Source organism: Microbacterium sp. ISL-59 (genome assembly GCF_018613945.1).
Lineage (GTDB): Bacteria > Actinomycetota > Actinomycetes > Actinomycetales > Microbacteriaceae > Microbacterium > Microbacterium oxydans_B.
Genome location: NZ_JAGGPG010000002.1, coordinates 1,690,632 through 1,717,031 on the forward strand (window position 1 = coordinate 1,690,632; position 26,400 = coordinate 1,717,031).

Genomic DNA, 26,400 nt, shown 5'->3' on the forward strand with positions numbered 1-26,400 from the left:
GCGTTCCGCGTCAGCCGAGCAGTCGCTCGATCACCTGAGCAACGCCGTCGTCGTCGTTCGACGCGGTCGTCTCGTCGGCCGCGTCCTGAACGAGGGGTTCCGCATGGGCCATGGCGACACCGCGCCCGGCCCAGCGCAGCATCTCGACGTCGTTGAGCGCGTCGCCGAACGCCACGACATCGGCGCGGTCGATGCCGAGGTGCTCGCACAGACGGGCGAGGCCGGTGGCCTTCGTGACGCCCTCGGCCATCACCTCGACGAACGGAGCGCCCGACAGGGTCGCCTCGAACCCGGTCAGCCCGAGGCTGCGCAGCGTGTCGAAGAGAGCGGCAGGGGCGAGTTCCGGATGCCGGATGACGAGCTTCAGGCTGGGCGCCGCGAGCACCTGCTCGAGCGGCACGCCACCCATCGTTCGAGGGTCGCGCTTGTGGTCGGAGAGCTGCGCGATTTCGGCGTAGCCGTCCTGTGCCACGAAGGTCTCGCCGGCCTCCCGCACACTCGCGAACAGCAGGCCCGGGATGCTGGCGCGCAGCGCCTCGACGAGCGTGCGGATCGTGTCCGGTGGAAGCTCTTCGGCGAACAGCATCCGCCCGTCGTCCAGGCGCACGGCATAGGCGCCGTTGCTGCACAGCGCCCAGCCGTCGAAACCCGCATCGGCCGCGATCGCCCGCAGCCCGATCGGCTGACGTGCCGTGACGGGGACGACATGGATGCCGCGCTCGCGAGCCGCATCGAGCGCCTCGCGCGTGCGCGGCGTGACAGCGGACGAGGAGTCGAGCAGCGTGCCGTCGAGATCGGTGGCGATCAGCCGCACGGTCACAGGAACGATCGTCAGGAGAAGATCATCGGAAGGTCGTCGTCGTCATCGGCGCCGCCGAAACTGAGGTCGACCACCACGGGAACATGGTCGCTGGGCTGCTCGCCCTTGCGCTCGTTCCGGTGGATCGACGCACCGGTCACGGCCTCGGCCAGAGTGCGCGAACCCAGGACGAAGTCGATGCGGATGCCCTCGTTGCGCGGGAACTTGAGGCGCTGGTAATCCCAGTACGTGAACCCCTCCGGCAGCAGCGGGCGCACCACATCGGTGACCCCGGCATCGGCGAACGCGAAGAAGGCATCGCGCTCGGGCTGCGAGACATGCGTCGAGCGGCCGACCACGATGTCGGGATCGCCGTTGTCGTGGTCGAACGGGATGATGTTGAAGTCGCCGACCAGAGCGAGCGGCAGGTCGGGGTTCGCCGAGAGCTCGGCCGCCGTCGACTTCTTCAGCTGCTCGAGCCAGTGCAGCTTGTAGAGGTAGTGCGGGTCGTCGAGCGAACGGCCGTTCGGCACGTACAGGCTCCACACCCGAACCCCGTCGACCATCACTCCGAGTGCGCGGGCCTCGAGCGGAGCATCCGGTCCCTCATGCCCCTTCGCGAACCCCGGCATCCCGTCGAACGCCGTGCGTACGTCGGTGATCGGCAGGCGGCTCGCGATCGCGACGCCGTTCCACTGGTTCAGGCCGTGCACCTCGACGTGGTACCCGGCCTCTTCGAACGGTCCGTAGGGGAACTGCTCGGGCTTGCACTTGATCTCCTGCATCGCCAGCACGTCGATGTCTTCACGGACGGCGAACTCGACGGTGCGGGTGACGCGGGTGCGGATGGAGTTGACGTTCCAGGTGGCCAAGCGCATGCGTCCAGCCTAGAGCCCACCTCCTACACTGGATGCCGTGACCGCACTCGACGCAGACCGCCAGACCCTCCTCGACCTGATCAAGGACGAGGCGGTGTTCCACGGCGACTTCACCCTCTCCAGCGGCAAGAAAGCGACGTACTACGTCGACATGCGCAAGCTCACGCTCGACCACAGGGCGGCTCCCGCGATCGGCCGGATCATGCTCGACCTGATCGGCGACCTCGACGTCGTGGCCGTCGGCGGGCTCACCCTCGGCGCCGACCCGATCGCGAACTCCGTGCTGCACGCCTCGGTCGCCACCGATCGTCCGCTCGACGCGTTCGTCGTGCGCAAGGAGCCCAAGGACCACGGTCGCGGCCGCCAGATCGAAGGTGCCGACGTCAAGGGCAAGCGGGTCGTCGTGCTCGAAGACACCTCGACCACCGGCCAGTCGGCGCTCAAGGCCGTTGAGGCACTGCGCAAGGAAGGCGCCGAGATCGTCGCCGTCGCCGTGATCGTCGACCGCAAGACCGGGGCGCAGGCCGCCATCGAAGCCGAGGGGCTCGAATGGCGCGCCGCCTTCGACCTCGACGACCTCGGACTCGACCCCCAGTGACGCGCTACGCGCTGGCCGTCGACGTCGGCGGCACGAAGATGGAGGCCGCGCTCGTCGCGGAGGACGGCGTGCTCGTCACGGGCAGCCGCAGCCGGCAGGCGACCGGGCGCGAAGCCACGGTCGAGTCGTTGAACGCCGCCGTCGTCGCGATCGTCGAGCACGCGCTCGCCGCCCTGCCCGCGGATGCCGAGCTCGTCGGCGCGGGCGCGGGCAGCGCCGGCCCCGTCGACCGGACCCTCGGCACGATCATGCCCGTCAACATGCCGCTCGCACGCGGCTTCGCGCTCGCCGAGGCGGTTCACGCGGCAGCATCCACGGTCGTGGGGAGTGACGTGCGTACCGTCCTCGGCCACGACGGTGGTGCGCTCGCGCTCGCCGAATCCTGGCTCGGAGCGACGCAGGGTGCCGGTGCCTCGCTGTCGATCGTCGTCTCGACCGGTGTCGGCGGCGGCTTCGTCGCGAACGGCGCGTACATCCCCGGTGCGACCGGCAACGCCGGACACCTCGGACAGGTGCGTCGCGAGGGCGGGCTGACGCTTGAAGAGATCGCCTCCGGGCCGGCGAGCGCAGCCTGGGCGCAGGAGCAGGGCTGGACCGGTGCCACCGGCGAAGACCTCGCGCGCGACGCAGCGGCCGGCGACACCGTCGCTCGCTCGGCGATCGAGCGCTCGGCCCGAGCTGTCGGGGAAGCGCTCGCGGACGCCGCGACCCTGGTCGACCTCGACGTGGTCGCCATCGGTGGCGGCTTCTCACGCGTGTCCCCCGACTACATCGACCTCGTGCAGCAGGCGCTGACAGAGAGTGCGGTGCATGAGTATTCGCGGCGCACCCACGTCGTGCGCTCGGGGCTGGGCGACGAGGGGCCGCTCATCGGCGCCGCCGCCCTCGTGCTGCGGTAGGTCGTACCGGAACGCTGCTCAACGGCTGGCGGTGAGCAGGTGCCGTGGCGGTCCTTCGAGGCGGGCGACGGAGATCTTGAGGTCGGTCACGTCGGCGGCGACGGCATCGATGCGGGTGCTGAGCTTCTCGTCGACGTCGTCGATGCGGGTGCTGAGTTTCTCGTCGACGGCGTCGATGCGGTCGTCGAAGCGGCGGATCATCCACGCGCTGGCAGCGAAGAGGCTCGTGCCGAGGGTGAGCACGATGCCGATCGCGCTGATGACGATGGTCCAGGTCTCCGTGGTCACGGTGTCATCCTCTTCCTGCGGTGAGGAGGTGCCGCGGCGGGCCTTCGAGTCGGGCGACGGAGATCTTGAGGTCGGTGACATCGGCGGCCACCGCGTCGATGCGGGTGCTGAGTTTCTCGTCGACGGCGTCGATGCGGTCGTCGATACGGCGGATCATCCATGCCCCGGCGGCGAAGAGGCTGGCGCCGAGGGTGAGCACGATGCCGACGGCGCTGATGACGATCGTCCAGGTCTCCGTGGTCACGGGGTCATCCTCTTCCCGCGGTGATGAGGTGCCGCGGTGGGCCTTCGAGGCGAGCGACGGAGATCTTCAGGTCGGTCACGTCAGCGGCGATCGCGTCGATGCGCTCGTCGAAGCGGTGAATCATCCACGCGCCGGCAGCGAAGAGGCTCGTGCCGAGGGTGAGCACGATGCCGACGGCGCTGATGATGATCGCGAGGATCTCAGTGGACACGGGTGCTCTCCTTGCCGTGGTGCGGGTGCAGAAGCGACGTTACGCCGCTTCTTCGGCGGCGACCCGCGGTATTCCGGCATCCGTGGAAAGGTCTTCGACACTCGGAAAGGGGGAGGAGAAGTCAGTAGCTCGTCGGTGCCGGGTGGTGGGATCGCGCCGCGATCAGCACCAGCACCGGCACGAGCGCACAGAGGGCAGCCGACACGAAGAACGTCGTGCTGGATGCCGGGTCACGGCCGACCAGCAGGATGAGCGTGGGGACGAACGTGCCGCCGACAGCGCCGCAGGCAACGAGCGCACCCGTCACGGCAGCGCTGCGAGCCGGATCCAGCCGGTCGAGGGCGAGCCCCAGGATGAGTCCGTAGCTCGGAGCGAGGAGCACGACCACCGCGGCCAACGCGATGAGTGCGCCCACCGGCGCGGCCCCCACGAGCAACCCGGCCGCGGCCATCAGCACGGCTGCCCCGCTCGTCGCGGTGGCGAGGATCACGATCGGCGACACGGACGCCCGGCGCAGGGCCGCCGCGCCGAAGCGGCCGACGGCCATCAGCGTCCAGAACGCCGAGGTTCCCAGGGCGGCGAGAGCGGGATTGACCTCGAGGATCCGCTCCGGGATCACGGCCGACCAGCCGGACAGCACGGTCTCGACACCGACGTAGAGCGGCAGTGCCACGGCGAACGGCAGCAGCACGAGCAGCCCGCGCACATCGCGATGCGCGGGAGCTTCGGGGGCGGAGACCGCGGAAGTCGGTCCGGCGAGCATCACGACCGAGACGAGCGGCACCACCGCGAGGAGGCCGAGAGCCGGGCGCACGTCTGACCCGAGCGCGACGAGCAGTGGCGTGACCGCGGCGCACACCGCGACCGTGCCCAGCAGCGCGCTCAGCAGTCCGGTCGCGCTGCCGACAGCCAGGGACTTCGCCGCCACCGAGCCCGAGGCTTCGACCAGCCCGAACCCGAACCCGGCGACGGCCGCCGCGGCGATGAACAGCCCGGGCGTGCCCGCCGCGGCCACAGCGATGACGGCGGCAGCCTGGAGTGCGCTGCCGAGGATGAGTGCGGTCTGCGGCGGTCGGCGCATCAGGAGGGGCCCGGAGACCAGCACGCCCACCAGCAGCCCCGCGAACAGGGCGGGGACCGCGGCGCTGAGGTCGGCCCCGATCGCCCGCTCGGCGGAGGGGAGGATCGCCGGGACGAAGGCCGCTGTGACGCCGAGCCCCGCGAATGCGGCGAACAGTCCTGTCCGTGCGCGCCCGGCGTTCGTCACGCTCCGCCCGTGCGCACGCGGTGCACGGCGGCGAAAGTGTCACGCAACGCCTCCATCGAGCGGTCGTAGTTCGACTGGGCGACGCCGATGAAGATGCAGTCGACCACCATGAGCTGGGCGATCCGGCTTCCGAGCGCGCCCGAGCGGAACCCCGTCTCGCGAGCGGCGGTCGTGAGCACGATGTCGGCCTGATCGGCCAGTGGAGCCCCGGCGTGGTTGGTGATCGCGATGGTGGTCGCGCCGGCCCGACGGGCGAGCAGCAGGAACTCGATCGTGTCGGTGGTGGCACCGCTGTGCGACACCGCGATCGCGACATTGCCCGGTCCGAGGGTCGCCGCCGAGGTCCAGGCGGCATGTGGGTCGGACCAGTCCAGCGCCGTGCGACCGATGCGGGTGAGCTTGCGCTGCAGGTCGAGTCCGACGATGGAGCTCGCGCCCACGCCGAAGATGTCGACCCTGGTCGACGACGTGATGGCTTCCACCGAGGCGCGCAGCGATTCGGTGTCGAGCACCTTCGCGGTGTCGGCGAGGGAGAGCGTCTCGGCGAGCGAGACCTTGGCGACGATGTCGGCCAGGGTGTCGTTGCGGTCGATGTCGCCGGAGACGGCGGGGAGGGCGGCGGTGTCGAAGGTCTCCCGTTCGACGTCGCGCAGCACGTGGTTGCGCAGCTCCCGCACGTGCTCGTAGCCGAGCCGCTTGCAGAACCGCACGACCGAGGTGGTCGACGTGTCGCAGCGCTGAGCGAGCTCGGCGACCGAGAGCCCCGCGGTGCCTGCAGGATCGGCGAGGAAGAGGTCGGCGATGCGCTGCTCGCTCGGACGCAGCTCGGGACGGATCGCGCGCATGCGGACGAGGACGGGGTGTGCGCCAGCTTCTTCGCGGGCAGCTTCATGGGGCATTGCGGTCTCCGATCGCTGTTCATAACAGTAGAGGAACTTCTGTTACATCTGTAGTGACGTTCGTGTACTTTTGGTACCAACCAAGACCGACGACGTTCACGGGGCGGCAGGCAACAGCGCCTGACCCGACGCCACGGCGACGCGTCCCAGCCAGGAGGAATCTGCAATGAGCACAGCACGGCGAGCGTCATTCGGCGCTCTCACCGCCACGGCCGCCGCATTGGCGCTCGTGATCACCGGTTGTTCCGCACCGGCATCGAATCCCGACTCCTCGGAGGGCGCGGCCGGCGGCGACCTCGTCATCGGCGTCACCAGCGATCCGGACACCCTGTTCCCCTGGAAGGCCACGCAGTTCCAGGCCGTCAACGTGCTGCAGAACCTGTACGGCACGCTGACCGAGTTCGATGAGAACCTCAACGTCGTGCCCGGTCTCGCCGAGTCCTGGGACGTCTCCGACGACGGTCTCACCGTGACCTTCCACCTGCGGGAGGGCGTCACCTTCGCCGACGGCAGCACGTTCGGCTCCGAAGACGTCAAGTACTCGCTCGACGCGATCGCCGCCGAGGCCACCGCCGCCGTCGCGAGCAGCTCCCTCGCCTCCGTCACCGCGGTCGAGGCCACCGACGAGACGACCGTCACCCTCACGCTGAGCGCTCCCGACGCCGCTCTCCCCGCCAACCTCGCCGTGATCAACATGGCCATGCTGTCGTCCGACGACACCGAAGAGGCGCTCAACACCACCCCGAACGGCACCGGTCCCTTCATCCTCGACGGACGCAAGGCCAGCCAGTCGATCACGCTCGCCAAGAACGAGGACTACTGGGGCGACGCCGCGCTGCTCGACACCGTCGAGTTCCGCGTGATCCCCGACGAGTCGTCGATCGTCTCGGCGATGCAGTCCGGCAACGTGCAGCTCGCGGTGTTCGACGACCCGCTGGTCGCGCAGACCGCCGAGGGGGCCAACGTCGAGGTCGCCACGACCCCGCAGCTGAGCTACCACGCCCTGCAGCTGAACGCCACGCGCGGCGACCTCGCCGACGTCAACGTGCGACTCGCCATCCAGTGCGCGATCGACCGCCAGGAGGTGCTCGACACCGCCGCCCTCGGCGAGGGTGAGGTCACCGGTCCGATCACGTCGCCCGCGTACAAGTCCGACCCCGAGGCGCGTCCGTGCCCCGAGCGCGACCTCGACAAGGCCGCCGACTACCTGAAGAAGGCGGGCAAGGAAGACGGCGTCACCGTCAAGACGATCGTCTCGCAGGGCGAGTACGCCACCTCGGTGAACGAGGCGCAGAACCTCAAGGCTCAGCTCGCCGATGCGAAGATCACGCTCGACATCGAGGTCCTCGAGTCCGGCGCGTTCGTCGACCGCTGGATCGCGGCCGACTTCGACGCCGCCGTCGCGCTCAACGGCGGTCGTCCCGACCCCGACGGCATGTACGGCCGCTACTTCACCAGCACCGGAAACCTGAACAAGGTCGCCGGCTACTCCTCGCCCGAGCTCGACGCGCTGTTCGCCGAGGGACGCCAGACGGCCGACCCGGAGAAGCGCAAGGACATCTACGCGCAGGTCTCCGAGAACCTCGAGGACAACGCCGCGTGGATCTGGCTGTTCACGAGCTACACCTACACGGCGACGGCCTCGACCGTCGACGGCTTCGTCCCCATGGTGAACGGCTCGCTGCAGTACCTGCGGACCACCTCCATCAAGTAGCGGATCGAGGGGGCGCGGCAGGCCCGCGCCCCCTCCCTCCCCGACGACAGGCACCCCCACACGCGCATGTTCAGACAGCTCCTCCGCAACAGCGTGCTGCGACGCATCCTCGCAGCCCTCGGCACGCTCCTCGGCGTCGCCATCTTCGTCTTCCTGATGCTGCGCGCCATCCCCGGCGACCAGATCAGCTCCGGCCTCGGCACCGAGGCGGCCGCTCTCACGCCCTCCCAGCGCGCAGCGCTCGAGGCGTACTACGGCCTGGACCAGCCGCTCTTCGTGCAGTTCTTCTCGTGGCTCGGCAACATCTTCACCGGCAACCTCGGCTTCTCATCCCGGGCGCAGACCAGCGTCCTCGAGCTCACCGCCGCGGCCCTCCCCGTCACGTTCGAGCTCGCGATCTTCTCGATCGTGATCGCCCTCGCCATCGGCATCCCGCTCGGCATGCTCTCGGCGTCGAAGCCCGACTCGGTCCGCGACGGCTTCGGCCAGGTGGTCGGTCTCGCCGGTCTCTCGATCCCCGCGTTCCTGCTTGGCACCGCACTGCTGGCGGTGCTCGCCTCGTCGTTCGGCTTCAACCCCAACGGCCAGGCCTACGCCACGCTCTTCGAGGACCCGCTGCTCAACCTCCAGCAGATGCTGCTGCCGTCGATCGTGCTGGGCTTCGGCATCGCCGCGCCGATCATGCGCACGACCCGCACGGCGGTGCTCGAGATCCGCGCCAACGACTTCATCCGCACCGCGAAGGCGAAGGGCGTCCCGCCGCGCCGCCTGCAGGTGCGCCACGTGCTCGGCAATGCGCTCGTCCCCATCGTCACGATGACCGGCCTGCAGTTCGGCTACCTCCTCGGCGGCGCCGTGGTGGTGGAGCAGATCTTCTCGCTCCCCGGCATCGGACGACAGGTGCTGCTCGGCATCCAGCAGAAGGAGTACGCGCTCGTGCAGAGCACCGTCCTCGTGATCGCGCTCGCCTTCGTCATCGTCAACCTGCTCACCGACCTGCTCTACCGGGTCATCGATCCTCGGGTGCGTGCCGCATGACCGACATCTCTCAGACATCCGCCCTCGCCCCCGGCGGCGGGCGCACCGGGGAGCGCGTGCGCCTCCTGCTGCGCAGCCGAAGCGGGCTCACCGGCCTCATCATCGTCGTGCTGCTCGCGGTGCTCAGCCTCGTCTCGGCGTTCGGGCTGCTGCCCTTCGACCCGCTCGCCCAGGATCCGCCCTCGCGCCTGCAGCCGCCGTCGGCCGTGCACTGGTTCGGGACGGACCAGTTCGGTCGCGACGTGTTCTCCCGCGTCGCTGCGGGCGTCGCGAACTCGGCGCTGATCTCGGTCGTCGCGGTCGCCTTCGCCACCGTGGTCGGCACTGTGTGCGGACTCATCGCCGGGTTCTACCGCGGTTTCTCCGACGGCGCGATCACCGCCGTCACCAACGTGCTGTTCGCCTTCCCGCCGCTGCTGCTCGCGCTGTCGCTGGCGTCGGTGTTCGAGCGCAACTGGTTCACCATCGCCGTGGCCATCGCGATCGTCTACGTGCCGATCTTCATCCGCGTCACCCGCGGCCCCGTGCTGTCGCTGCGCGAGGTCGAGTACGTCAAGGCTGCCAAGAGCACGGGGCAGAGCCGCATGGCGACGATGTTCCGGCACGTGCTGCCGAACATCACGTCGATCATCATCGTGCAGGTCACGCTCTCGCTGTCGTGGGCCGTGCTCACCGAGGCCTCGCTGAGCTTCCTCGGACTCGGCACCCCGCCGCCTGCGCCCTCGCTCGGTTCGATGATCTTCGAGGCGCGCACGCTCGTCACCATCGCCCCGTGGACCATGATCGCGCCCGGAGTCATCGTGGTGCTGCTCGTGGTCGGGCTGAACCTGCTCGGCGACGGCCTGCGCGACAGTCTCGACCCCCGGAACAGAGGAAAGCGATGACCATGGAGGACCTCGGCGGACTCGCCACGGAGGCCAGCGATCCCCGCTACGCGGAGCTCGACCTGATGAGCGTGGCGGAACTCGCGCAGACCATGAACGAGGCGGATGCCACGGTGCCGGCCGCCGTGCAGCGCGCCCTCGGACAGATCGTCCCGGCGATCGAGGCCACGGCCGCACGCATGGCGCAGGGCGGTCGCCTGGTCTACGTCGGCGCCGGAACCCCCGGCCGCATCGGCGTGCTCGACGCCTCGGAGTGCCCGCCTACGTTCAGCACCCCGCCCGAGCTGGTCTTCGCGATCATGGCCGGAGGCCCGGGCGCGATCGTGAACCCCGTCGAGGGCGCGGAAGACGACGCGGAGGCGGGCGCTGCGGCCATCGACGCCGCCGGCATCGGCCCGCTCGACACCGTGATCGGCATCGCCTCGAGCGGACGCACGCCGTATGTGATCGCGGCCGTCCGTCGGGCGCGCGAGCTCGGGGCGCTCAGCATCGGCCTGTCGTGCAACGTCGGGACCGCACTCAGCGCGGTGGCGGAGCACGGCATCGAGGTCGAGGTCGGACCCGAGGTGCTCTCCGGCTCGACGCGACTCAAGTCGGGTACCGCGCAGAAGCTCGTGCTCAACATGTTCTCGACCATCTCGATGGTGCGCAACGGCAAGGCCTACGGCAACCTGATGGTGGATGTGAAGGCCACGAACCACAAGCTGCGCGAGCGGGCCATCCGGATGGTGCAGACCATCGCGGATGCCGACCGCGACACGGCGGTGGCTGCGCTGGAGACCGCCGCCTACGACGTGAAGCTCGCGTCGATCATGATCCGCCGCGGTGAGGACCTCGCCGCGGCCACCGCACGACTGGGCGCCGCCGACGGACGGCTGCGCACCGCACTGGAGGAGAACTGATGCGCGTCCTCGGACTGATCTCCGGCACCTCGCACGACGGGATCGATGCCGCCGTCGTCGACTTCACGACCAGCGGCGGGTTCACCGCGCACGGTGTGGATCTGCACGGCACGGTGCTCGCGGCGACGAGCGTGCCTTACGCCCCCGAGCTGCGGGCCCGGCTGATCGCTGCCCTGCCGCCCGCCCAGACGACCCTCGCCGAGGTGGCGGAGCTCGACACCCTCATCGGGCAGGCGTTCGCCGATGTCGCGGCCGACATCGCAGCCAAGGTCGGCGGCGTCGACGCGGTGTGCTCGCACGGACAGACCGTCTACCACTGGGTCGACGGCGCGCACGCGCTGGGCACCCTGCAGATCGGGCAGCCGGCCTGGATCGCCGAGAAGGTCGGCGCCCCGGTGGTCTCCGACATCCGCATCCGCGACATCACGGTCGGTGGTCACGGCGCCCCGCTGGTGTCGTTCCTCGACGAGCTGCTGCTGCGCTCGCGCGCCGGTATCTCGGCGGCCCTCAACCTGGGCGGCATCTCGAACATGACCGTGGTGCGCCAGGACGGCCTCGTCGCGTACGACATCGGCCCCGCGAACGCGCTGGTCGACGCGGTCATCGTCGAGCACGACCTCAACCCGCTCGGCTACGACGACGATGCCGCGATCGCCCGCACCGGGCAGGTGGACGAGGCGCTGCTGGCGGTACTGATCGAGGACCCGTACTACGCCCTCACCCCGCCCAAGAGCACCGGCAAGGAGCACTTCCACCTCGGCTACGTGCACGAGCACCTCGCCGCACAGGGGCGGGAGATCGCGGTCGCCGATGTGGTGCGCACCCTGACGGAGTTGACGGTCCGCACGGTCGCGCGCGACGTGGAGGCCGCGGGCATCGGGTTCCTGGCGGTGTCGGGTGGTGGGTGCCGCAACCCGCTGATCCTCGACGGACTGCGCGCCGCTCTGCCGGCGACCGAGGTCGTGCTCGCCGACGAGCTGGGCGCCGCGGCCGACAGCAAGGAGGCTATCCTCCTCGCGCTCATCGGCTGGTCCACGATGCACGGCGTTCCCGCGATCGTCCCCGGCGGCACCGGTGCGCGCGAGCCGCGCATCCTCGGCACCATCACCCCGGGCGTCGGCCCGCTGCAGATGCCCGAGCCTGTCGCCTCCATCGACTCCCTCGTGCTCACGGAGGCCTCGGCCTCGTGAGCCTGCAGGTGCGCCCCGCCACCCCGGACGACCTGTCCGGGGTGCTCGAGGTGTTCCTCGCGTGCTGGCGGGAGAGCTACCGGGGTCTGCTCCCCGACGCGGCGATCGACGCGATGACGGATCAGCGGGCCGAGGCGCTGTGGCGCCGGGTGCTCGCTGATCCGGTGGGCGTCGTGCTCGTCGCGGAGCGCGACGGCGAGATCGTCGGGATCACCCGGTACGCCGCGAGCCCCGGCGCGGGTGGCCGCATCGACGGCGCCGTGCACTCTCTGTACGTCTCGCCTCGTGCTCACGGGGGCGGGATCGGCGGAGCGCTGCTGGCGCAGGCATCCGCGGAGTTGCAGGATGCCGGGGCCGAGGCCGCGACGCTGTGGGTGTTCGCGGCGAACCTGCCGTCGATCGGGTTCTACGAGGCCAAAGGATGGCACCGCGACGGAGCCACCCGCACCCAGCCGGAGTTCGGTGAGCCCGAACAGCGCATGCGCAGGGAGTGGACATGAGTGCCGCCGCAGCGGTCGCCGCCGTCCTCGCCACGGACTCCGCCCCGCGGGGCGCCGTCGCGGGTGTCGTCACAGATGCCGGGCGCGACGTCGCCGCGGGCGGCCTGGCCGACCTGGCCGGAACGCCGATGACGACCGAGACCGCGTTCGACATCGCCTCGGTATCGAAGGTCGCCGCGACAACGACCGCGATCCTGCGACTCGTCAGCCGTGGGGAGCTGGGCTTCGACGATCCGGTCGACCGCTTCGTTCCCGGCACGTCCTGTGCGCCGAGAACGACCGTGCGCCACCTGCTCCAGCATCGCGCGGGTCTGTGGGAGTGGCAGCCGCTCTACCTCGATCACTCGCACGCCGGCGACCCCGCGGCCGCGGCCGACGCGATCCCGCTCCGCTACGGCCTCGACGAGGGCCGTCACTACTCCGACCTGGGATTCCTCCTGCTCGGCCGCATCATCGCCGCCATCGCCGGGCTGCCTCTGGATGCCGCCGTCCGCGAGCTCGTGACCGCACCCCTCGGGCTCAGCCGTACCGGATACGGCCCGTTCGCAGCGCCGGTCGCCTCATCTTCGCTCGGTGACGCCGCCGAACGCCGCATGGTCACCACCGGTGAGCCCTATCCGATCCTCGCCGCCGACCGCACATTCGCCTGGCGCGAAGACGAGATCACGGGCCGCGTGAACGACGGCAACAGCTTCCACGCCGCCGGCGGCGTCTCCGGCCACGCCGGGCTCTTCAGCACCGCCGACGACCTGCTCACCCTCGGCGCCGCACTCGCCGCTCCCGAGCGGCACCCCGAGCTGTGGCATCCGGATGCCGTGGCCGAGCTGTTCCGCGACGGACCCGATGCCGGGCAGGCGCTGGGCTGGCGCAGCGACACGGTCGCGGTCGGCGGCCGACCGACCCGGATGCTCTGGCACCCGGGCTTCACGGGCTGCGTGCTGGGGTTCGCGCCGGGCACCGGCACTGCCGCGGTCCTGCTGAGCAACCGCCTCTTCGCCCCCGAACCCGCGTCGACCGAGGCGCTGTGGCGCACGGCGCTCCCCGCACTCCTGGGTGACAACGATCTGGACGACAACGACCTGGACGACAACGAAGGAACGAGAACACCATGAGCACCACCGAGCCCGTGCTGAGCATCAGCGGCCTCGCCGTCGCCTTCCGAACCGGTTCCGAACTGGTCACCGCCATCAGCGACATCAGCATCGACGTCGCCGCCGGTGAGACCGTCGCGATCGTGGGGGAGTCCGGGTCGGGCAAGTCGACCACCGCCGCCGCGGTCAACCGTCTGCTGCCCGAGAACGGTGTGATCACCGCCGGCAGCATCCGCTTCGACGGGCGCGAGCTGACCGATCTGCCCGAGAACGCGATGGTCTCCCTGCGCGGTGCCGGGATCGGTCTCGTGCCGCAGGACCCGATGTCGAACCTCAATCCACTCATGCGCGTGGGCGAGCAGATCGGCGAGGCGCTGGAGGTGCACGGCCACACGCACGGCGACGCCACCAAGGCGCGGGTCGTCGAGCTGCTCGAGATGGTGGGCATCGCGGATGCCGCGCAGCGGGCGCACCAGTACCCGCACGAGTTCTCCGGCGGCATGCGCCAGCGCGTGCTCATCGCGATGGGCCTCGCCTGCAAGCCGCGCCTGCTGATCGCTGACGAGCCCACCTCGGCCCTCGACGTGACGGTGCAGCGGCGCATCCTGGACCAGCTCGATGCGCTCACCGATGACCTCGGCACCGCCGTGTTCCTCATCACGCACGACCTGGCCCTCGCCGCCGAGCGCGCCGACCGCATCGTCGTGATGTTCCGCGGTCACATCGTGGAGGAGGGCACCTCGGCCGAGGTGCTCGGCAACCCGCAGCACGAGTACACGAAGCAGCTGCTCGCCGCGGCGCCGAGCCTCGCCTCCCGCCGCGATGTCCTGCCGCAGCGCGAGGCCGGCACCGGGACGCCGTTCGTCGAGATCCGCGACCTCCGCAAGGAGTTCGCCCTCCGGTCTCCCAAGGCAGGCGAGCCGCAGACGTTCACCGCGGTCGACGGGGTGAGCTTCGAGATCCGTCGCGGCACGACCGTCTCGATCGTGGGCGAGTCCGGCTCGGGCAAGTCGACCACGGCGAACATGGTGCTCGGACTCGAGGACGCGACGTCGGGCTCGATCCTGTTCGACGGGCTCGACCTGACCACGCTCCGCCGCAAAGAGCTGTTCGCGCTGCGCCGCCGCGTGCAGCCGGTGTTCCAGAACCCCTACGCCTCGCTCGACCCCCGTTACACGGTCGAGCAGTCGATCGCCGAGCCGCTGCGCGTGCACCGCATCGGCACCGCGGCCACCCGTCACGCGCGCGTGCTCGAGCTGCTGGAGCAGGTCGCCCTGCCCGCGGCGATGGCCGAGCGCCTGCCACACGAGCTGTCCGGCGGGCAGCGCCAGCGCGTGGCGATCGCCCGTGCGCTCGCGCTCGAACCCGAACTCGTGGTGCTCGACGAGGCCGTGTCGGCGCTCGACGTGCTGGTGCAGGCGCAGATCCTCGACCTGCTCGCCGACCTGCAGAAGCGCCTGGGCCTGAGCTACCTGTTCATCAGTCATGACCTCGCGGTCGTGCGGATGATCTCCGACGAGGTGCATGTCATGCAGCGCGGCATCGTGGTCGAGAGCGGCACCCCCGAGCGCATCTTCGACGCCCCGCAGCATCCGTACACTCGCGAGCTGCTCGCCGCGATCCCGGGGGCCTCGCTGGCGTCCTGATCGGGCCCCGGCTCCGGGGTCAGCGGGACTTGTCGTCGTCGTCCCAGGGGCCTTCCCACCAGCCGGCGCGGCCGTCGTCCGAGCCACCGCGTCCGCGGCGGGACCGCACGAACTGCACGACGAACACCGTCAGTGAACTGAGCAGGATCAGGAAGACCACCAGGAACAGCACGTCGCTCTGATTCATGGGCGCTTCCCCTCCGCGGCATCCGCCACGATCTTCGCGATGCGGGCCGCCCGGGTCTCGGGGCGCTTGGCCATCGCGATGTGTGTGAGCCCGAACTTCTTGACCGACTTCGGGAACGCATCCCAGTTCTCCCGCGCGGCGGGAACCGCATCGAGCGCGGCGGCGAACTCCTCCGGTTCGATCCCGGCCTCCGGGCCGTCGAGCAGGGTCCACGAGCCGTTCGCCTTCGCGACCTCGAGCACGCGGATGCCGGCCGGCGCGAGCATCTCCTCCGCCTCGAGCTCCGCGATCCGCGCCTTGTTCGTCGCGGCCCACCCGCTGCCGGGGCGGCGCGGAGAGAACCACTGTCCGTTGGCGCGGTCGTCGGTTCCCTCATCGAAGACGCGCACCGGGCCGTCGATCCACCCGAAGCACAGCGCCTGCCGCACGGCATCCTCGTAGCCGACGCCCTCCGACGATCCGCGCACGCTCAGCAACCAGACGCCCGCCGCGCGCTCGTGGTTCGCCTCGAGCCAGGCACGCCAGGCCGCGGCGTCCGCCGCCCGGAGTCGTTCACCCTCGTCGAGTGCGCCCATCGGCTACTTCTTGATCTTGACCGTCGTGATCGTCTCGGTGATCCGCGGGAGCAGGTCGGCAACCGACTGCACGATCTCATCCGGGCGGAACGGGTACTTCTCGATCTCGGCCTGGTCGCTGATGCCGGTGAGCACCAGGATCGTGTGCAGACCCGCCTCGATGCCGGCGACGACGTCGGTGTCCATGCGGTCGCCGATCATGCCGGTGCGCTTCGAGTGCGCGCCGATCTTGTTCAGGGCCGAGCGGAACATCATCGGGTTCGGCTTGCCGACCACGTACGGCTCCTTGCCGGTGGCCTTCGTGATGAGCGCGGCGATGGCGCCCGTCGCGGGCAACGGTCCGTCGGCGCTCGGGCCCGTGGCATCCGGGTTCGTCACGATGAAGCGCGCGCCGCCGATGATGAGGCGGATGGCCTTGGTGATCGCCTCGAACGAGTAGTTGCGCGTCTCCCCGACGACCACGAAATCGGGGTTGGTCTCGGTCATGATGAAACCGGCATCGTGCAGAGCGGTGAGGATGCCGGCCTCGCCGATCACGAAGGCCGAGCCCCCGGGGAGCTGCTGCTTCAGGAAGTCGGCGGTCGCGAGGGCCGAGGTCCAGATGCGCTCCTCGGGCACGTGCAGTCCGCTGGTGCGGAGGCGAGCCGACAGGTCGCGGGCGGTGAAGATCGAGTTGTTCGTCAGCACCAGGTACGGGATGCCCGCGCTCTCCCAACCGGCGAGCAGCTCGGATGCTCCGGGGATGGCGTCGTTCTCATGGACGAGCACGCCGTCCATGTCGGTGAGCCAGCATTCGATGTCGTCACGTTGAGCCATGTGCACAGCCTAGAGGCCACAGGCGACGTGCACCTGACCGTGTTGCGGAGCGGTCAGGCGCTGAGCCAGACCACCTGCGCCGCGCCGTCGGGCAGTGTCGTCTGCGCGCCGTCGATCTCCACTCCGGATGCCGTCACCGCGACCGTCGATGCGACCGCCAGGCCCAGTGCCTCGAGCGCTCGCAGCAGTTCAGGGTCGCGGTCGTCGACGCGCAGCACCCGACCCGCGTGTCCGGCCGGCGCATCGGCGAGCAGCACGAACGGCTCACGCTCGATGTGACCGTCGGCGTCGGGGATCGCATCGCCGTGCGGGTCGAAGCGCGGGCGACCGAGGCGCGCGTCGATGCCCTCCAGCAGCCGGTCGCTGATGGTGTGTTCGAGCACCTCGGCCTCGTCGTGCACCTCGTCCCAGCCGTAGTCGAATTCCTGCACCAGCCAGGTCTCGATCAGGCGGTGCCGGCGCACCATCGCAAGGGCGCGCACGGTCCCGGCATCCGTCAGCCGCACCGCACCGTAGGGCACGTGCGAGACGAGACCCGCGGCGGCGAGCTTCTTCACCATCTCGGTGACCGACGAGGGGGCGATGCCGAGCTTCGCGGCGAGCACCGAGGGAGTGATGGGGGCGTCCTGCCACTCGGTGTGCGCGTAGACGGTCTTCAGATAGTCGTCAGCTGCAGGGGATGCCACCGGACCAGCTTAGGTCAGTTCGTCGCGGCGGCCAGGAGGCTGTACGCGGCCTGACCCGCGAAGAACAGGACCAGGAAGCCGAGGAGGGCGGCGGCCAACGAGAGCCGGCCGTCGAACCCCTCGATCTCGGCGATGCCGATCTTGCGCGCGCGGAACGCCAGGACGAGAGTGGCGACGCCGAGAGCCAGCTGCACCCACGGGCTGCCGGGGCCGATGACCTTCGGGAACGCGATCAGCAGGCCGCCGAGAACGCCCGTCGCGAGGCCGATCCAGGTGAGGATGCGGACGTTGCGGCGGGCGTTCTCGGCAGACATGCTGTCGAGCCTATCCGGGGTCAGGCCCCCGTCAGGACGAGCCAGAGCAGCGCTCCGTTGAGGGCGATCAGCAGCACCGAGGCGATGATTCCGGCGGCCGTCGTCCAGCGCCGGTTGACCCAGGCCCCGAGAGTGCGTCGCTGCGCAGTGAGCACGACCAGCGGGATCAGGGCGAAGGGGATGCCGAACGAGAGCACCACCTGGCTGAGCACCAGGGCGAGTGTCGGATCGAAGCCGATGCCGAGGATGATGAGCGCGGGGATCAGCGTGACCAGGCGACGGGCGAGCAGCGGGATCCGCACGTGCAGCAGGCCGTGCATGATCTCGGCGCCGGCGTACGCGCCCACCGAGGTCGAGGCCAGTCCGGACGCGAGGAGTCCGACGGCGAAGAACGTTGCGACGACGGGCCCGAGCCCCGCGGCGAGAGCGGCGTGCGCGCCCTCCAGCGAGTCGGTGCCCTCGACGCCGGCGAGGTTCGCGGCGGCGAGCAGCAGGATGCAGAGGTTCACGGAGCCGGCGATCACCATCGCGATCGACACGTCCCAGCGGGTGGCGGTGAGTAGACGGCGGATGCGCGAGGTCTCGGTACGCACCGCCTCGTCGCCGGCGTGGGCGGTCGTGGCGCCGAAACGGTCGCGGGCGAGGGAGGAGTGCGCGTAGATCGCGTGCGGCATGATCGTCGCGCCGAGGATGGATGCGGCCAGCAGGACCGAGCCGGTGTCTTCGAAACGGGGGACCATTCCGCCCAGCACCCCTGCCGGGTCCGGCGGAGCGACGAAGACGCCGGCGACGAAGCCGATCGTGATGATGACCATGAGCCCGATGATGACGAACTCGAAGGGGCGGGCCCCGCGGCGGGACTGGACCGTGAGCAGGATCATCGAGACCGCGCCGGTGATCAGTCCGCCCAGGAGCAGCGGCACGTCGAACAGCAGGTTCAGGGCCACCGCGCCGCCGATGACCTCGGCCAGGTCGGTGGCCATGGCGACGAGCTCGGCCTGCAGCCAATACGCGCGGCGAGCCCATGGCCGCTTCAGTCGTGCGCCCAGCACTTCGGGGAGACTCTGCCCGGTGACGACGCCCAGCTTCGCGGAGAGGTACTGGATCAGCCACGCCATGATGTTGCCCGCGAGCACGACCCACACCAGCAGGTAGCCGTACTGGGCCCCCGCGGTCATATTGCTGGCGACATTGCCGGGGTCGAGGTACGCGACGCCGGCGACGAGGGCCGGGCCGAGCAGCCAGAGGCTGCGCGGAGCCCTGGCCGGAGGTGCGGTCGGGGCCGTCATCGGGAGCGAGGAATTTTTAGGCACACCGAAACCGTAGCGTATTTTTCGGTGGGCCTAAATATCTGAGTGGTTCGTCGCGGCGATAGCCTGGCGGGATGGACGACGCCGCTTCGGAACACACGACCGCCGACACTCCGGCGGGCCCGACGCACGGCGGCTCGACTGCCCAGCCCGGCTATGGAGTGGGCCCCTGGCCCGGGGGCGAAGAGGCGTGGCCTGCAGGTGAGCAGTACGACCCCGAGCTCCTCGCGGCAGGCGATACCCGCAACGTGATCGACCGCTACCGCTACTGGCGGATGGAGGCGATCGTCGCCGACCTCGACACCCAGCGGCACCCGTTCCACGTCGCCATCGAGAACTGGCAGCACGACATGAACATCGGATCGATCGTGCGCAGCGCCAACGCGTTCCTCGCCGACACCGTGCACATCATCGGTCGCCGGCGCTGGAACAAGCGCGGGGCCATGGTCACCGATCGCTACCAGCACGTCGTGCACCACGAAGACGTCGAGACCTTCGCGGCCTGGGCTGCGACAGAGGGCCTCCCGATCATCGCGGTCGACAACGTCGAGGGCGCCGTGCCCGTGGATCGGGCCGATCTCCCGCAGCGCTGCGTGCTCCTGTTCGGTCAGGAGGGTCCGGGGCTCTCCGCCGAGGCGCTCGCCGCAGCATCCGCCCACATCGAGATCACCCAGTACGGCTCGACGCGCTCGATCAACGCCAGCGCCGCCGCCGCCGTCATCATGTACGAGTGGTGCCGCAGGTACGCGGGCTGATCGCCGTCGGAACCCCTCGACAGGCCGTGGCCGCGGGCGTAGCGTGAGTGCCGATCAAGGAGGCCGACATGGCAGTCGTCACACCAATCCGCCCGTTCCTCTGGTTCGTCGACAGGGCGCAGGAGGCGATGGAGTACTACGTCTCGGTGTTCCCGAACTCGTCGATCGACAGCGTGACCTACTATCCGGATGAGAATCTCAGCGAGCACTTCGAGGGCATGACCGGGAAGGTCATCAACGGGGAGTTCACTCTGAACGGGACGCGATTCGGTTGCCTCGACGGGGGACCGGAGTTCACCTTCAACGAGGCCGTCTCTTTCGTGATCGAGTGCGCCGACCAGGAAGAGATCGACCGCTACTGGCAGGCGCTCTCCGCGGTGCCGGAGGCGGAGGCATGCGGCTGGTGCAAAGACCGGTTCGGCGTCAGCTGGCAGGTGGTCCCCGCCGGGCTCGACCTTCTGCAGCAGCGGCCGGAGCAGATCCAGGCGCTGATGCACATGAAGAAGATCGTGATCTCGGAGCTCGAAATCGCCTGAGCTCGCGCTCTCGGTGGCAATGAACGGCGCGGTCAGCCGCGGTCGATGCCGAAGAGGTGGCGGTAGATCGCGTTGACGTCGCGATCCAGATGATCGATGCGCCCGTGCACCGAGCTGATCTCCGTCCGCACATGCGCGAATTCGCTCCGCATCTCGGTCCGCACGCTGGCGAACTCGTTGCGGACCTCGGTTCGCACGCTCTCGAACTCGTTCTGCATCGTGCGCAGGAACATCGTCGAGATCAGCGTGATCGTGCCGAACATGCCCGCGGCGAACACGCCGATCAGCGTCCATACCTGTGGTTCCGTCATCCCCAGCATCCCTTCAGTGTCCCCCGATCATCGTCGAGTGCACCAGGGTTTCCGCGCGTAGTATTCCGCGGATTCCGGTGGTGGGGAAGAAGTCGCGATGGAGCGGATCGGTGCAGTGCCGGCCAGCGGCGTCAGGCTGTCGCCGCGAGCCAGCGCCCGGATCGCACGCGCCAGCCGAGAGTGCCCAGACGCGCGAGCAGATAGACGCCGAAGAAGGCGACCGCGAGCCAGATGAGCCCCGCCGTGCCGTCGACTCCGGTCGCGGCGATGATCCACAGCGCCGGCAGGAACGGCACCAGGTTCAGGCCGCCGGCGATGGCGAGGTAGCGGGCGTCGTTCGCACCCATGAGCACCCCGTCGAGCACGAAGACGACACCCGCGATCGGCTGGGCGACGGCGAGCACGAGCAGCGCCGGCTGCACGAGGGCGGCGATCTCCGCCGATCCCGTGAACACGATGCCGAGCATCCCGGAGAGCGCGGCGATCAGGCCGCCGACGATCACACCGAACCACGCGCCCCAGGCCACGGTGCGGGCCAGCACCCGGTGGACCTGCCGTTCGTCTCCGGCGCCCAGCTCCTTGCCGATGAGTGCCTGCGCGGCGATCGCGAGGGCATCGAGCGCGAATGCCGCGGCGGAGAAGATCGTGAACACGATCTGCCACCCGGCCAGCTCTTCGGTGCCGATGCCGGTGGCGATGCCCACGGTCGCGAGCAGGGCGACGCGCAGGCTCACGGTGCGCAGGAACAGCCACCCGCCCGACGTCGCCGTGCTCCGGATGCCGGCGCGCTGGGCGCGCAGCGAGGCGCTGTGACGGGTCGCCAGGCGGCGGATGACGAGTGCGTATGCGGCGACCATGCCCCACTGCGCGGTCACGGTGCCGGCGGCCGAGCCCGCGATGCCCCATCCGAGTCCGTAGATGAAGAGCCAGTTGAGCAGGGCGTTCGCGCCGAAACCGAGCCCCGCGATCCAGAGCGGCGTCATCGTGTCCTGCATGCCGCGCAGCAGCCCGGTCGCGGCGAAGACGATGAGCATCGCCGGCAGGCCCCACATCGAGATCACCAGGTACTCGTTGGCCTGGGCGGCGACTTCCTCGCCGGCTCCGAACAGCGAGACGAGCCATGGTGAGGAGACCGCGCCGACCACGGCGAGCACGGCCCCGAGTCCGAGCGCGAGCCACATCCCGTTGATGCCGACCGACACGGCCTCGCCCGGCTGTCCGGCGCCGAAGCGGCGGGCGACGGCCGGGGTGGTCGAGTAGGCGAGGAACACCATGAGTCCGACGATGGTCTGCAGCACCGCTCCCGCGATGCCGAGGCCGGCGAGCGGGGTGGTGCCGAGGTGTCCGACCAGGGCGGCATCCACGATCAGGAACGCGGGCTCCGCGATCAGCGCGCCGAGGGCGGGGACCGCGAGGCGCAGGATCTCTCGGTTGAGGGAGGGGCGCGCGGTCATCCTCCGAGCCTATGACCTGGTGCCGACCTCGCCCGCCCGTGCCCCGAGAGCCGTCGTAGGGTGGAACGGAATCGGATGCGGCGGAGGTGCATCATGACGGATCCCCGAGAAGCGGCCGCGCGCTATCGCGCGAAGCAGCAGCACGCCGAGAGCACGGACGACGACGAGGAGTCGGGCGTCCCGCCGGGGGCCGGTGCCGCGGTCGACAGTGCCGCCTTCATCGAGACGGCCATCCAGGTGGCGATCCGCCGCGGCGACTTCGACGACCTGCCCGGCGCCGGCAAGCCGCTGGAGGGACTCGGCACGCATCACGATCCGGATTGGTGGATCCGCCGCAAGATCGAGACCGAGAATCTCACCGGGCTCGGCCCGCCCGCCATCCTGCTGCGCACCGAGGATCGGGAGCTGAACGATCAGCTCGACCTGCTCGGCCGCGAGTCCGACGTGCGCGACGTGCTCGACGACTTCAACAAGCGCGTGCGCGAGGCGCGTCGCCAGTTCCGGGGCGGCCCTCCCGTCGTGACCGAACCGCGGGATGTCGATGCCGAGGTGGTGGCCTGGGCGGAGCGTCGGGCGGTGAGGCCCGCGGCCGCGCCGGTATTGGGCCGACCTGCTCGCCGTCGTTGGTTCCGGAAGGGCTGAACCGGCCCGGAGTCCGAGGGGGGTCATAGGCTGGTGCGCATGACTGACGTTCTTCCCGTAGGCCTCGCCCTTGATGAGTTCAGCTCCGACATCCGCCCGCAGGACGACCTCTATCGTCACGTGAACGGCGCCTGGCTTTCGCGCACCGAGATCCCCGGCGACAAGGCGCGCTGGGGTTCGTTCCACCTCCTCGCCGAGCAGGCCGAGAAAGACGTCAGGGCGATCATCGAGGAGTCGCAGGATGCCGAGGAGGGCACGCTCGCTCGCAAGATCGGCGACCTGTTCGCGAGCTTCATGGACACCGAGCGCATCGATGCCGCCGGTCTCTCTCCGCTGACGGAGACCCTCGCGGAGGTCGACGCGATCGACGGAATCCCGGCGTTCCTGCGCACCGTCGGCGCCTACGACCGCGACGGCCGCGCGGCCGTGATCGGCATGTACGTCGACGGCGACCCGGGCGACCCCGAGCGCTACCTGCCCGTGCTCATGCAGGCCGGGCTGTCCCTGCCGGACGAGAGCTACTTCCGGCTCGACACGTTCGCCGACACCAGGGCCGCCTATCGCGCGCACCTCGAGCGGCTGCTCGACCTCGCCGGCGTCCCGGATGCCGGGGCGAACGCCGACCGTGCGATCGCACTCGAGACCGAGCTCGCGGGCCATCACTGGGACAACGTGCGCAGCCGCGACGCCGTGGCGACCTACAACCTCAAGACCTGGGACGAGCTGCAGGAGCTCGCGGGCGTCGACCTGACTCCGTGGCGCGAGGCCGTCACACCGTCGAACCCGGCCGCCTTCGACGAGGTCGTCGTCTCGCAGCCCAGCTTCTTCGAGGGACTCGGCTCGTTGCTCACGCCCGAGCGTCTCGACGACTGGAAGGCATGGCTGCGGGCCAAGGTCGTGCACGCCGCGGCCCCGTACCTCACCGACGACCTGGTGCACGAGAACTTCTCGTTCTACGGCACCGAGCTCACCGGCGTGCCGACGATCCGCGAGCGCTGGAAGCGCGGCGTCTCGCTCACCGAGGGCGCTCTCGGCGAGGCGATCGGCAAGGTCTACGTCGAGCGGCACTACCCGCCGACGGCGAAGGTGGCGATGGATGAGCTGGTCGCCCACCTGATCGAGGCATACCGGCAGAGCATCACCGAGCTCGAGTGGATGACGGCCGAGACTCGGGAGCGCGCGCTCGCCAAGCTCGACTCCTTCACCCCCAAGATCGGCCACCCCGAGGTGTGGCGCGACTACTCGAGCCTCGAGATCGACCGCGCCGACCTGTTCGGCAACGTTCGTCGGGCGTCGATCTTCGAGCACGACCGGCACGTCGACAAGGTCGGCAAGCCGATCGACCGCCTCGAGTGGCACATGCCGCCGCAGATGGTCAATGCGTACTACAACCCGTCGATGAACGAGATCGTGTTCCCCGCCGCCATCCTGCAGTATCCGTTCTTCGACGCGAGCCGTGACGCCGCCGCGAACTACGGCGGGATCGGCGCGGTCATCGGGCACGAGATCGGTCACGGCTTCGACGATCAGGGCAGCCGCTACGACGGCGACGGCCGCCTGCAGGACTGGTGGACCGACGCCGACCGTGCGGCCTTCGAGGAGCGCACCAAGGCGCTCATCGCGCAGTACGACGCGCTCGTCCCCGAGGGGCTCGACGCCGAGCACCATGTCAACGGCGCCCTCACGATCGGTGAGAACATCGGCGACCTCGGCGGCCTCGGCATCGCGCTCAAGGCCTACGAGCTCTCGCTCGGCGGCGCGGAGGCCCCGGTCATCGACGGGTATACGGGCGTGCAGCGCCTGCTGCTCTCGTGGGCGCAGGTGTGGCAGCAGAAGAGCCGCGACGCCGAGACGCTGCGGCTGCTGACCATCGACCCGCACTCGCCGAACGAGTTCCGCTGCAACCAGATCGTGCGCAACATCGACGCGTTCTACGAGGCGTTCGGCGTGGGCCAGGACGACGCCCTGTGGCTCCCCGAGGCGTCGCGTGTGACCATCTGGTGACCAATCGTCTGACTCTGTGATGCATCCCCCGGCGGTGGGGTTACGATAGCCCTGCCGCTGGGGAGTGCCTCCCCGTGGTATCCCGCAAATCCCCCCCTCGTAAGGATCACGCGTGGGCGCTCTCGAGCCTGGTGAAGGGTTCCGCAACTCCTCGGCCCCCGAGTCCCTCGGCGGTGCGCCGGAGTCTTCTGCGGGCCGTCGCTCGCAGCGGACCAGCCGCCGCCTCCCGCGTCGCGCCGCGCTCGGGCGCCGCTCCTTCACGGCCACCCTGCGTTCGCTCGAGGGACTGGTCGATTCCGGCGCTCAGGTGTCGGTGCACGTCGTCGACCTCGACAATCACGTGCACGTGCTGGCCGGCGACGATCACGTGACCATGCCCGTCGCGGGGCTCGGCGTGGTGCCGCTGCTGATCGAGGTGGCCGCCGGATTCCAGAGCGGTGCGCTCGATCCGTTCGAGATCGTGGAGCGCGAGAGTGTCGACGCCGTCGAGAGCTCCGGCCTGTGGCGGCATCTGCACGCCCCGGCGCTGCCGCTCGAGGATCTCGCCGTTCTGGCCGCGACAGCCGGCGATCCGATCGCCGTGAACGCCCTGCTGCAGAAGGTCGGTCACGACCGGGTGCGCGAACGCATCGAGTCGCTCGGACTGCGCCGCACCGCCCTGCTCGACCGCTTCCGCGACCGCCGGGGGCCCGACGACGCGCCGCAGGTCGCCGTGGGCTCCGCCCGCGAACTCGCCGGTCTCTTCTCCGCTCTCGTGAACTCGCAGGTCGTCGACGCCGCGGTCAGCGCGCAGGTGTCGGAATGGCTGAGCCTGAACCAGGACCTGAGCCTGGTCGCGGCATCCACGGGCCTCGACCCCTTCGCGCATGATCATGACGCGCACGGACTGCTGTTCGTGAACAAGACCGGCCGCGACCGCGGGGTTCGCGCCGAGGCGGGCGTGCTCGCGGGGCCCCGCGCCGGCGTCGCCTACTCGCTCATCGTCTGCTTCGACGACCTGTCGATCACGCACCGGCTGCGCGCGCATGACGCCTTCCGGGTGCTCGGCGTCGAACTCATGGAGTACACGCACTGAGATCACGCTCCCCTCGCTAGCATCGAGGGATGCCCCGACCCGACTGGACCCCGCACCGCCGCGACGACGGCGAGCTGCTCGGGTGGATCCATCCTGAGGGCGACGACTGGGTCGCGGTCGACGTGCTGGGTCGACCGGCATCCGATCCGACCGAATGGCTCGACGCCGAGGTGGCGCTCGAAGAGCACGGCATCGCCTGGCTCGCCGATCCGTGGATGCTGGAGGGCGAGAGCGACCGCCCACTCCGGGTGCGCATCCTCGAGGTCACGCCGGACGAGGAGGGCGTGCCGGGTCGCATCGTGGTGAAGCTCGACGACTTCGGCGACATGTCCCGCCCGGCGACGGCGCAGTTCGTGCTGGCCTGGCCGATCCCGGACCGGCTGCGCCCGCCGCGGGACGGTGATCCGGACCCGCGCACGATCTCCCGTTGAAACGGTTTTGCAGCCTCGCGGCTCGAAAGGGCTCGCGCAGTTCGACGCGCCGGGCCCACCGCAATGCAGCTACGAAGCGCAGCTCTCGGCGAAGGCAAGGCCAACAGGGTGCGACTGACCGGCGAGTATCCGACGATCCTCAAGTTCCTGGAGCTCTGCCTCTCCGCGGGTGAGGAGCTTCCTCGGCTCCGTTCGCCGCATCGCGGCCGTCGGCCTTGGCGAGGTCATGGCAGAGACGGTCAGGTGGTGCTCGCGG

The 26,400-nt window shown here is 70.0% G+C and carries 31 protein-coding genes; 16 read left to right on the plus strand and 15 right to left on the minus strand.

The features are described from left to right. Window positions 1-10: 10 nt before the first annotated feature. Together J7E45_RS12215 and J7E45_RS12220 are read right to left on the minus strand one after the other, a co-directional pair. On the minus strand, window positions 11-820 hold the full coding sequence (locus J7E45_RS12215) for a Cof-type HAD-IIB family hydrolase (RefSeq protein ID WP_215069482.1): 810 nt from the start codon (window positions 818-820) through the stop codon (window positions 11-13). Window positions 821-831: 11 nt separating this feature from the next. Beyond that, window positions 832-1,677, minus strand: coding sequence for an exodeoxyribonuclease III (locus J7E45_RS12220; protein ID WP_215069483.1), 846 nt, complete (start codon window positions 1,675-1,677; stop codon window positions 832-834). Between the two features lie 37 nt (window positions 1,678-1,714). Between J7E45_RS12220 and pyrE the strand changes: the two genes are divergently transcribed. Further along, window positions 1,715-2,275 carry an orotate phosphoribosyltransferase gene (gene pyrE, locus J7E45_RS12225; protein ID WP_029262822.1) on the plus strand — a complete coding sequence of 187 codons (561 nt, stop codon included), beginning with the start codon at window positions 1,715-1,717 and terminating at the stop codon, window positions 2,273-2,275. Continuing rightward, window positions 2,272-3,174: an ROK family protein gene (locus J7E45_RS12230; protein ID WP_215069485.1), complete on the plus strand. Its 903-nt coding sequence runs from the start codon at window positions 2,272-2,274 to the stop codon at window positions 3,172-3,174. The genes pyrE and J7E45_RS12230 overlap by 4 nt, the downstream gene beginning before the upstream one ends. An 18-nt stretch (window positions 3,175-3,192) precedes the next feature. On the opposite strand, the gene J7E45_RS12235 is transcribed toward J7E45_RS12230, so the two are convergent. From J7E45_RS12235 to J7E45_RS12255, 5 genes are all read right to left on the minus strand, one after another. After that, the gene (locus J7E45_RS12235; protein ID WP_215069487.1) at window positions 3,193-3,462 is read right to left on the minus strand and encodes a hypothetical protein; all 270 of its coding nucleotides are present in this window, start codon (window positions 3,460-3,462) and stop codon (window positions 3,193-3,195) included. Between the two features lie 4 nt (window positions 3,463-3,466). After that, the gene (locus J7E45_RS12240) at window positions 3,467-3,706 is read right to left on the minus strand and encodes a hypothetical protein (RefSeq protein ID WP_215069489.1); all 240 of its coding nucleotides are present in this window, start codon (window positions 3,704-3,706) and stop codon (window positions 3,467-3,469) included. 4 nt (window positions 3,707-3,710) lie between these two features. Beyond that, window positions 3,711-3,917, minus strand: a complete 207-nt coding sequence (locus tag J7E45_RS12245) for a hypothetical protein (protein WP_215069491.1) — start codon at window positions 3,915-3,917, stop codon at window positions 3,711-3,713. A 121-nt stretch (window positions 3,918-4,038) separates the two neighbouring features. Then, window positions 4,039-5,184, minus strand: a complete 1,146-nt coding sequence (locus tag J7E45_RS12250) for a sugar MFS transporter (protein ID WP_215069493.1) — start codon at window positions 5,182-5,184, stop codon at window positions 4,039-4,041. Beyond that, on the minus strand, window positions 5,181-6,083 hold the full coding sequence (locus J7E45_RS12255; RefSeq protein ID WP_091031753.1) for a MurR/RpiR family transcriptional regulator: 903 nt from the start codon (window positions 6,081-6,083) through the stop codon (window positions 5,181-5,183). The genes J7E45_RS12250 and J7E45_RS12255 overlap by 4 nt, the downstream gene beginning before the upstream one ends. 166 nt (window positions 6,084-6,249) lie before the next feature. On the opposite strand from J7E45_RS12255, the gene J7E45_RS12260 reads away from it, so the two are divergent. The 8 genes from J7E45_RS12260 to J7E45_RS12295 all read left to right on the plus strand — a co-directional run bounded on the left by J7E45_RS12260 (window position 6,250) and on the right by J7E45_RS12295 (window position 15,048). After that, the gene (locus J7E45_RS12260) at window positions 6,250-7,797 is read left to right on the plus strand and encodes an ABC transporter substrate-binding protein (protein WP_215069495.1); all 1,548 of its coding nucleotides are present in this window, start codon (window positions 6,250-6,252) and stop codon (window positions 7,795-7,797) included. Window positions 7,798-7,863: 66 nt separating this feature from the next. Further along, complete coding sequence (locus J7E45_RS12265) at window positions 7,864-8,835, plus strand: ABC transporter permease (protein ID WP_091031746.1); 972 nt, start codon at window positions 7,864-7,866, stop codon at window positions 8,833-8,835. Then, complete coding sequence (locus tag J7E45_RS12270) at window positions 8,832-9,719, plus strand: ABC transporter permease (protein ID WP_091031742.1); 888 nt, start codon at window positions 8,832-8,834, stop codon at window positions 9,717-9,719. Before J7E45_RS12265 ends, J7E45_RS12270 begins: the two co-directional genes overlap by 4 nt. Beyond that, on the plus strand, window positions 9,716-10,621 hold the full coding sequence (gene murQ / locus J7E45_RS12275; protein ID WP_215069496.1) for an N-acetylmuramic acid 6-phosphate etherase: 906 nt from the start codon (window positions 9,716-9,718) through the stop codon (window positions 10,619-10,621). Before J7E45_RS12270 ends, murQ begins: the two co-directional genes overlap by 4 nt. Then, a complete protein-coding gene (locus tag J7E45_RS12280; RefSeq protein WP_215069499.1) occupies window positions 10,621-11,811 on the plus strand; it encodes an anhydro-N-acetylmuramic acid kinase in 1,191 nt (396 codons plus the stop codon). Before murQ ends, J7E45_RS12280 begins: the two co-directional genes overlap by 1 nt. Further along, a complete protein-coding gene (locus J7E45_RS12285; protein ID WP_215069501.1) occupies window positions 11,808-12,311 on the plus strand; it encodes a GNAT family N-acetyltransferase in 504 nt (167 codons plus the stop codon). Before J7E45_RS12280 ends, J7E45_RS12285 begins: the two co-directional genes overlap by 4 nt. Beyond that, window positions 12,308-13,423, plus strand: coding sequence for a serine hydrolase (locus tag J7E45_RS12290; RefSeq protein ID WP_215069503.1), 1,116 nt, complete (start codon window positions 12,308-12,310; stop codon window positions 13,421-13,423). Before J7E45_RS12285 ends, J7E45_RS12290 begins: the two co-directional genes overlap by 4 nt. Beyond that, window positions 13,420-15,048: an ABC transporter ATP-binding protein gene (locus J7E45_RS12295; RefSeq protein ID WP_215069506.1), complete on the plus strand. Its 1,629-nt coding sequence runs from the start codon at window positions 13,420-13,422 to the stop codon at window positions 15,046-15,048. Before J7E45_RS12290 ends, J7E45_RS12295 begins: the two co-directional genes overlap by 4 nt. Before the next feature lie 19 nt (window positions 15,049-15,067). Here the strand turns inward: J7E45_RS12295 and J7E45_RS12300 are convergent, their stop codons facing one another. Genes J7E45_RS12300 through J7E45_RS12325 form a run of 6 tightly spaced genes read right to left on the minus strand, consistent with a single transcriptional unit; the run spans window position 15,068 to window position 18,915 of the window. Then, window positions 15,068-15,235, minus strand: a complete 168-nt coding sequence (locus J7E45_RS12300) for a hypothetical protein (protein ID WP_181156300.1) — start codon at window positions 15,233-15,235, stop codon at window positions 15,068-15,070. After that, a complete protein-coding gene (locus J7E45_RS12305) occupies window positions 15,232-15,810 on the minus strand; it encodes a YdeI family protein (RefSeq protein WP_167632662.1) in 579 nt (192 codons plus the stop codon). The genes J7E45_RS12300 and J7E45_RS12305 overlap by 4 nt, the downstream gene beginning before the upstream one ends. Before the next feature lie 3 nt (window positions 15,811-15,813). Continuing rightward, window positions 15,814-16,626, minus strand: coding sequence for an HAD-IIA family hydrolase (locus J7E45_RS12310; protein WP_029261258.1), 813 nt, complete (start codon window positions 16,624-16,626; stop codon window positions 15,814-15,816). 53 nt (window positions 16,627-16,679) lie between these two features. Beyond that, window positions 16,680-17,312 (minus strand): metal-dependent transcriptional regulator, encoded by a 633-nt coding sequence (locus tag J7E45_RS12315; RefSeq protein ID WP_215069508.1) that lies wholly within the window; start codon window positions 17,310-17,312, stop codon window positions 16,680-16,682. Window positions 17,313-17,326: 14 nt separating this feature from the next. Next, window positions 17,327-17,626 (minus strand): hypothetical protein, encoded by a 300-nt coding sequence (locus tag J7E45_RS12320; RefSeq protein ID WP_215069510.1) that lies wholly within the window; start codon window positions 17,624-17,626, stop codon window positions 17,327-17,329. 20 nt (window positions 17,627-17,646) lie between these two features. Beyond that, the gene (locus tag J7E45_RS12325) at window positions 17,647-18,915 is read right to left on the minus strand and encodes an Nramp family divalent metal transporter (protein WP_215069805.1); all 1,269 of its coding nucleotides are present in this window, start codon (window positions 18,913-18,915) and stop codon (window positions 17,647-17,649) included. A 95-nt stretch (window positions 18,916-19,010) separates the two neighbouring features. Between J7E45_RS12325 and J7E45_RS12330 the strand changes: the two genes are divergently transcribed. Together J7E45_RS12330 and J7E45_RS12335 are read left to right on the plus strand one after the other, a co-directional pair. Beyond that, entirely contained in the window at window positions 19,011-19,691 is a 681-nt protein-coding gene (locus J7E45_RS12330; RefSeq protein WP_205828683.1) for a TrmH family RNA methyltransferase, read from the plus strand. 68 nt (window positions 19,692-19,759) lie between these two features. Next, a complete protein-coding gene (locus tag J7E45_RS12335) occupies window positions 19,760-20,227 on the plus strand; it encodes a VOC family protein (RefSeq protein WP_091032286.1) in 468 nt (155 codons plus the stop codon). Between the two features lie 32 nt (window positions 20,228-20,259). Here the strand turns inward: J7E45_RS12335 and J7E45_RS12340 are convergent, their stop codons facing one another. Next, complete coding sequence (locus tag J7E45_RS12340; protein ID WP_029261253.1) at window positions 20,260-20,538, minus strand: hypothetical protein; 279 nt, start codon at window positions 20,536-20,538, stop codon at window positions 20,260-20,262. A gap of 131 nt (window positions 20,539-20,669) precedes the next feature. Continuing rightward, window positions 20,670-21,992 carry an MATE family efflux transporter gene (locus J7E45_RS12345; protein ID WP_215069513.1) on the minus strand — a complete coding sequence of 441 codons (1,323 nt, stop codon included), beginning with the start codon at window positions 21,990-21,992 and terminating at the stop codon, window positions 20,670-20,672. 93 nt (window positions 21,993-22,085) lie between these two features. Between J7E45_RS12345 and J7E45_RS12350 the strand changes: the two genes are divergently transcribed. The 4 genes from J7E45_RS12350 (at window position 22,086) to J7E45_RS12365 (ending at window position 26,144) form a co-directional block, all read left to right on the plus strand. Next, window positions 22,086-22,634, plus strand: coding sequence for a DUF1992 domain-containing protein (locus tag J7E45_RS12350; protein WP_251053664.1), 549 nt, complete (start codon window positions 22,086-22,088; stop codon window positions 22,632-22,634). A 39-nt stretch (window positions 22,635-22,673) separates the two neighbouring features. After that, window positions 22,674-24,638, plus strand: a complete 1,965-nt coding sequence (locus J7E45_RS12355) for a M13 family metallopeptidase (RefSeq protein WP_215069518.1) — start codon at window positions 22,674-22,676, stop codon at window positions 24,636-24,638. Window positions 24,639-24,750: 112 nt separating this feature from the next. Further along, window positions 24,751-25,713, plus strand: a complete 963-nt coding sequence (locus tag J7E45_RS12360) for a serine hydrolase (protein ID WP_167632656.1) — start codon at window positions 24,751-24,753, stop codon at window positions 25,711-25,713. 29 nt (window positions 25,714-25,742) lie between these two features. Then, on the plus strand, window positions 25,743-26,144 hold the full coding sequence (locus J7E45_RS12365; protein ID WP_215069519.1) for a hypothetical protein: 402 nt from the start codon (window positions 25,743-25,745) through the stop codon (window positions 26,142-26,144). Window positions 26,145-26,400 lie beyond the last annotated feature (256 nt).

What these genes read in the sequence shown, in the direction of transcription:
- J7E45_RS12270 (WP_091031742.1), top strand. Translation starts at nt 8,832, where the DNA reads ATGACCGACATCTCTCAGACATCCGCCCTCGCCCCCGGCGGCGGGCGC.
- J7E45_RS12305 (WP_167632662.1), bottom strand. Translation starts at nt 15,810, where the DNA reads ATGGGCGCACTCGACGAGGGTGAACGACTCCGGGCGGCGGACGCCGCG.
- J7E45_RS12280 (WP_215069499.1), top strand. Translation starts at nt 10,621, where the DNA reads ATGCGCGTCCTCGGACTGATCTCCGGCACCTCGCACGACGGGATCGAT.
- J7E45_RS12320 (WP_215069510.1), bottom strand. Translation starts at nt 17,626, where the DNA reads ATGTCTGCCGAGAACGCCCGCCGCAACGTCCGCATCCTCACCTGGATC.
- J7E45_RS12330 (WP_205828683.1), top strand. Translation starts at nt 19,011, where the DNA reads ATGGACGACGCCGCTTCGGAACACACGACCGCCGACACTCCGGCGGGC.
- murQ (WP_215069496.1), top strand. Translation starts at nt 9,716, where the DNA reads ATGACCATGGAGGACCTCGGCGGACTCGCCACGGAGGCCAGCGATCCC.
- J7E45_RS12295 (WP_215069506.1), top strand. Translation starts at nt 13,420, where the DNA reads ATGAGCACCACCGAGCCCGTGCTGAGCATCAGCGGCCTCGCCGTCGCC.
- J7E45_RS12335 (WP_091032286.1), top strand. Translation starts at nt 19,760, where the DNA reads ATGGCAGTCGTCACACCAATCCGCCCGTTCCTCTGGTTCGTCGACAGG.
- J7E45_RS12300 (WP_181156300.1), bottom strand. Translation starts at nt 15,235, where the DNA reads ATGAATCAGAGCGACGTGCTGTTCCTGGTGGTCTTCCTGATCCTGCTC.
- J7E45_RS12255 (WP_091031753.1), bottom strand. Translation starts at nt 6,083, where the DNA reads ATGCCCCATGAAGCTGCCCGCGAAGAAGCTGGCGCACACCCCGTCCTC.
- J7E45_RS12365 (WP_215069519.1), top strand. Translation starts at nt 25,743, where the DNA reads ATGCCCCGACCCGACTGGACCCCGCACCGCCGCGACGACGGCGAGCTG.
- J7E45_RS12220 (WP_215069483.1), bottom strand. Translation starts at nt 1,677, where the DNA reads ATGCGCTTGGCCACCTGGAACGTCAACTCCATCCGCACCCGCGTCACC.
- J7E45_RS12355 (WP_215069518.1), top strand. Translation starts at nt 22,674, where the DNA reads ATGACTGACGTTCTTCCCGTAGGCCTCGCCCTTGATGAGTTCAGCTCC.
- J7E45_RS12325 (WP_215069805.1), bottom strand. Translation starts at nt 18,915, where the DNA reads ATGACGGCCCCGACCGCACCTCCGGCCAGGGCTCCGCGCAGCCTCTGG.
- J7E45_RS12260 (WP_215069495.1), top strand. Translation starts at nt 6,250, where the DNA reads ATGAGCACAGCACGGCGAGCGTCATTCGGCGCTCTCACCGCCACGGCC.
- J7E45_RS12265 (WP_091031746.1), top strand. Translation starts at nt 7,864, where the DNA reads ATGTTCAGACAGCTCCTCCGCAACAGCGTGCTGCGACGCATCCTCGCA.
- J7E45_RS12345 (WP_215069513.1), bottom strand. Translation starts at nt 21,992, where the DNA reads ATGACCGCGCGCCCCTCCCTCAACCGAGAGATCCTGCGCCTCGCGGTC.
- J7E45_RS12310 (WP_029261258.1), bottom strand. Translation starts at nt 16,626, where the DNA reads ATGGCTCAACGTGACGACATCGAATGCTGGCTCACCGACATGGACGGC.
- J7E45_RS12290 (WP_215069503.1), top strand. Translation starts at nt 12,308, where the DNA reads ATGAGTGCCGCCGCAGCGGTCGCCGCCGTCCTCGCCACGGACTCCGCC.
- J7E45_RS12340 (WP_029261253.1), bottom strand. Translation starts at nt 20,538, where the DNA reads ATGACGGAACCACAGGTATGGACGCTGATCGGCGTGTTCGCCGCGGGC.
- J7E45_RS12350 (WP_251053664.1), top strand. Translation starts at nt 22,086, where the DNA reads ATGACGGATCCCCGAGAAGCGGCCGCGCGCTATCGCGCGAAGCAGCAG.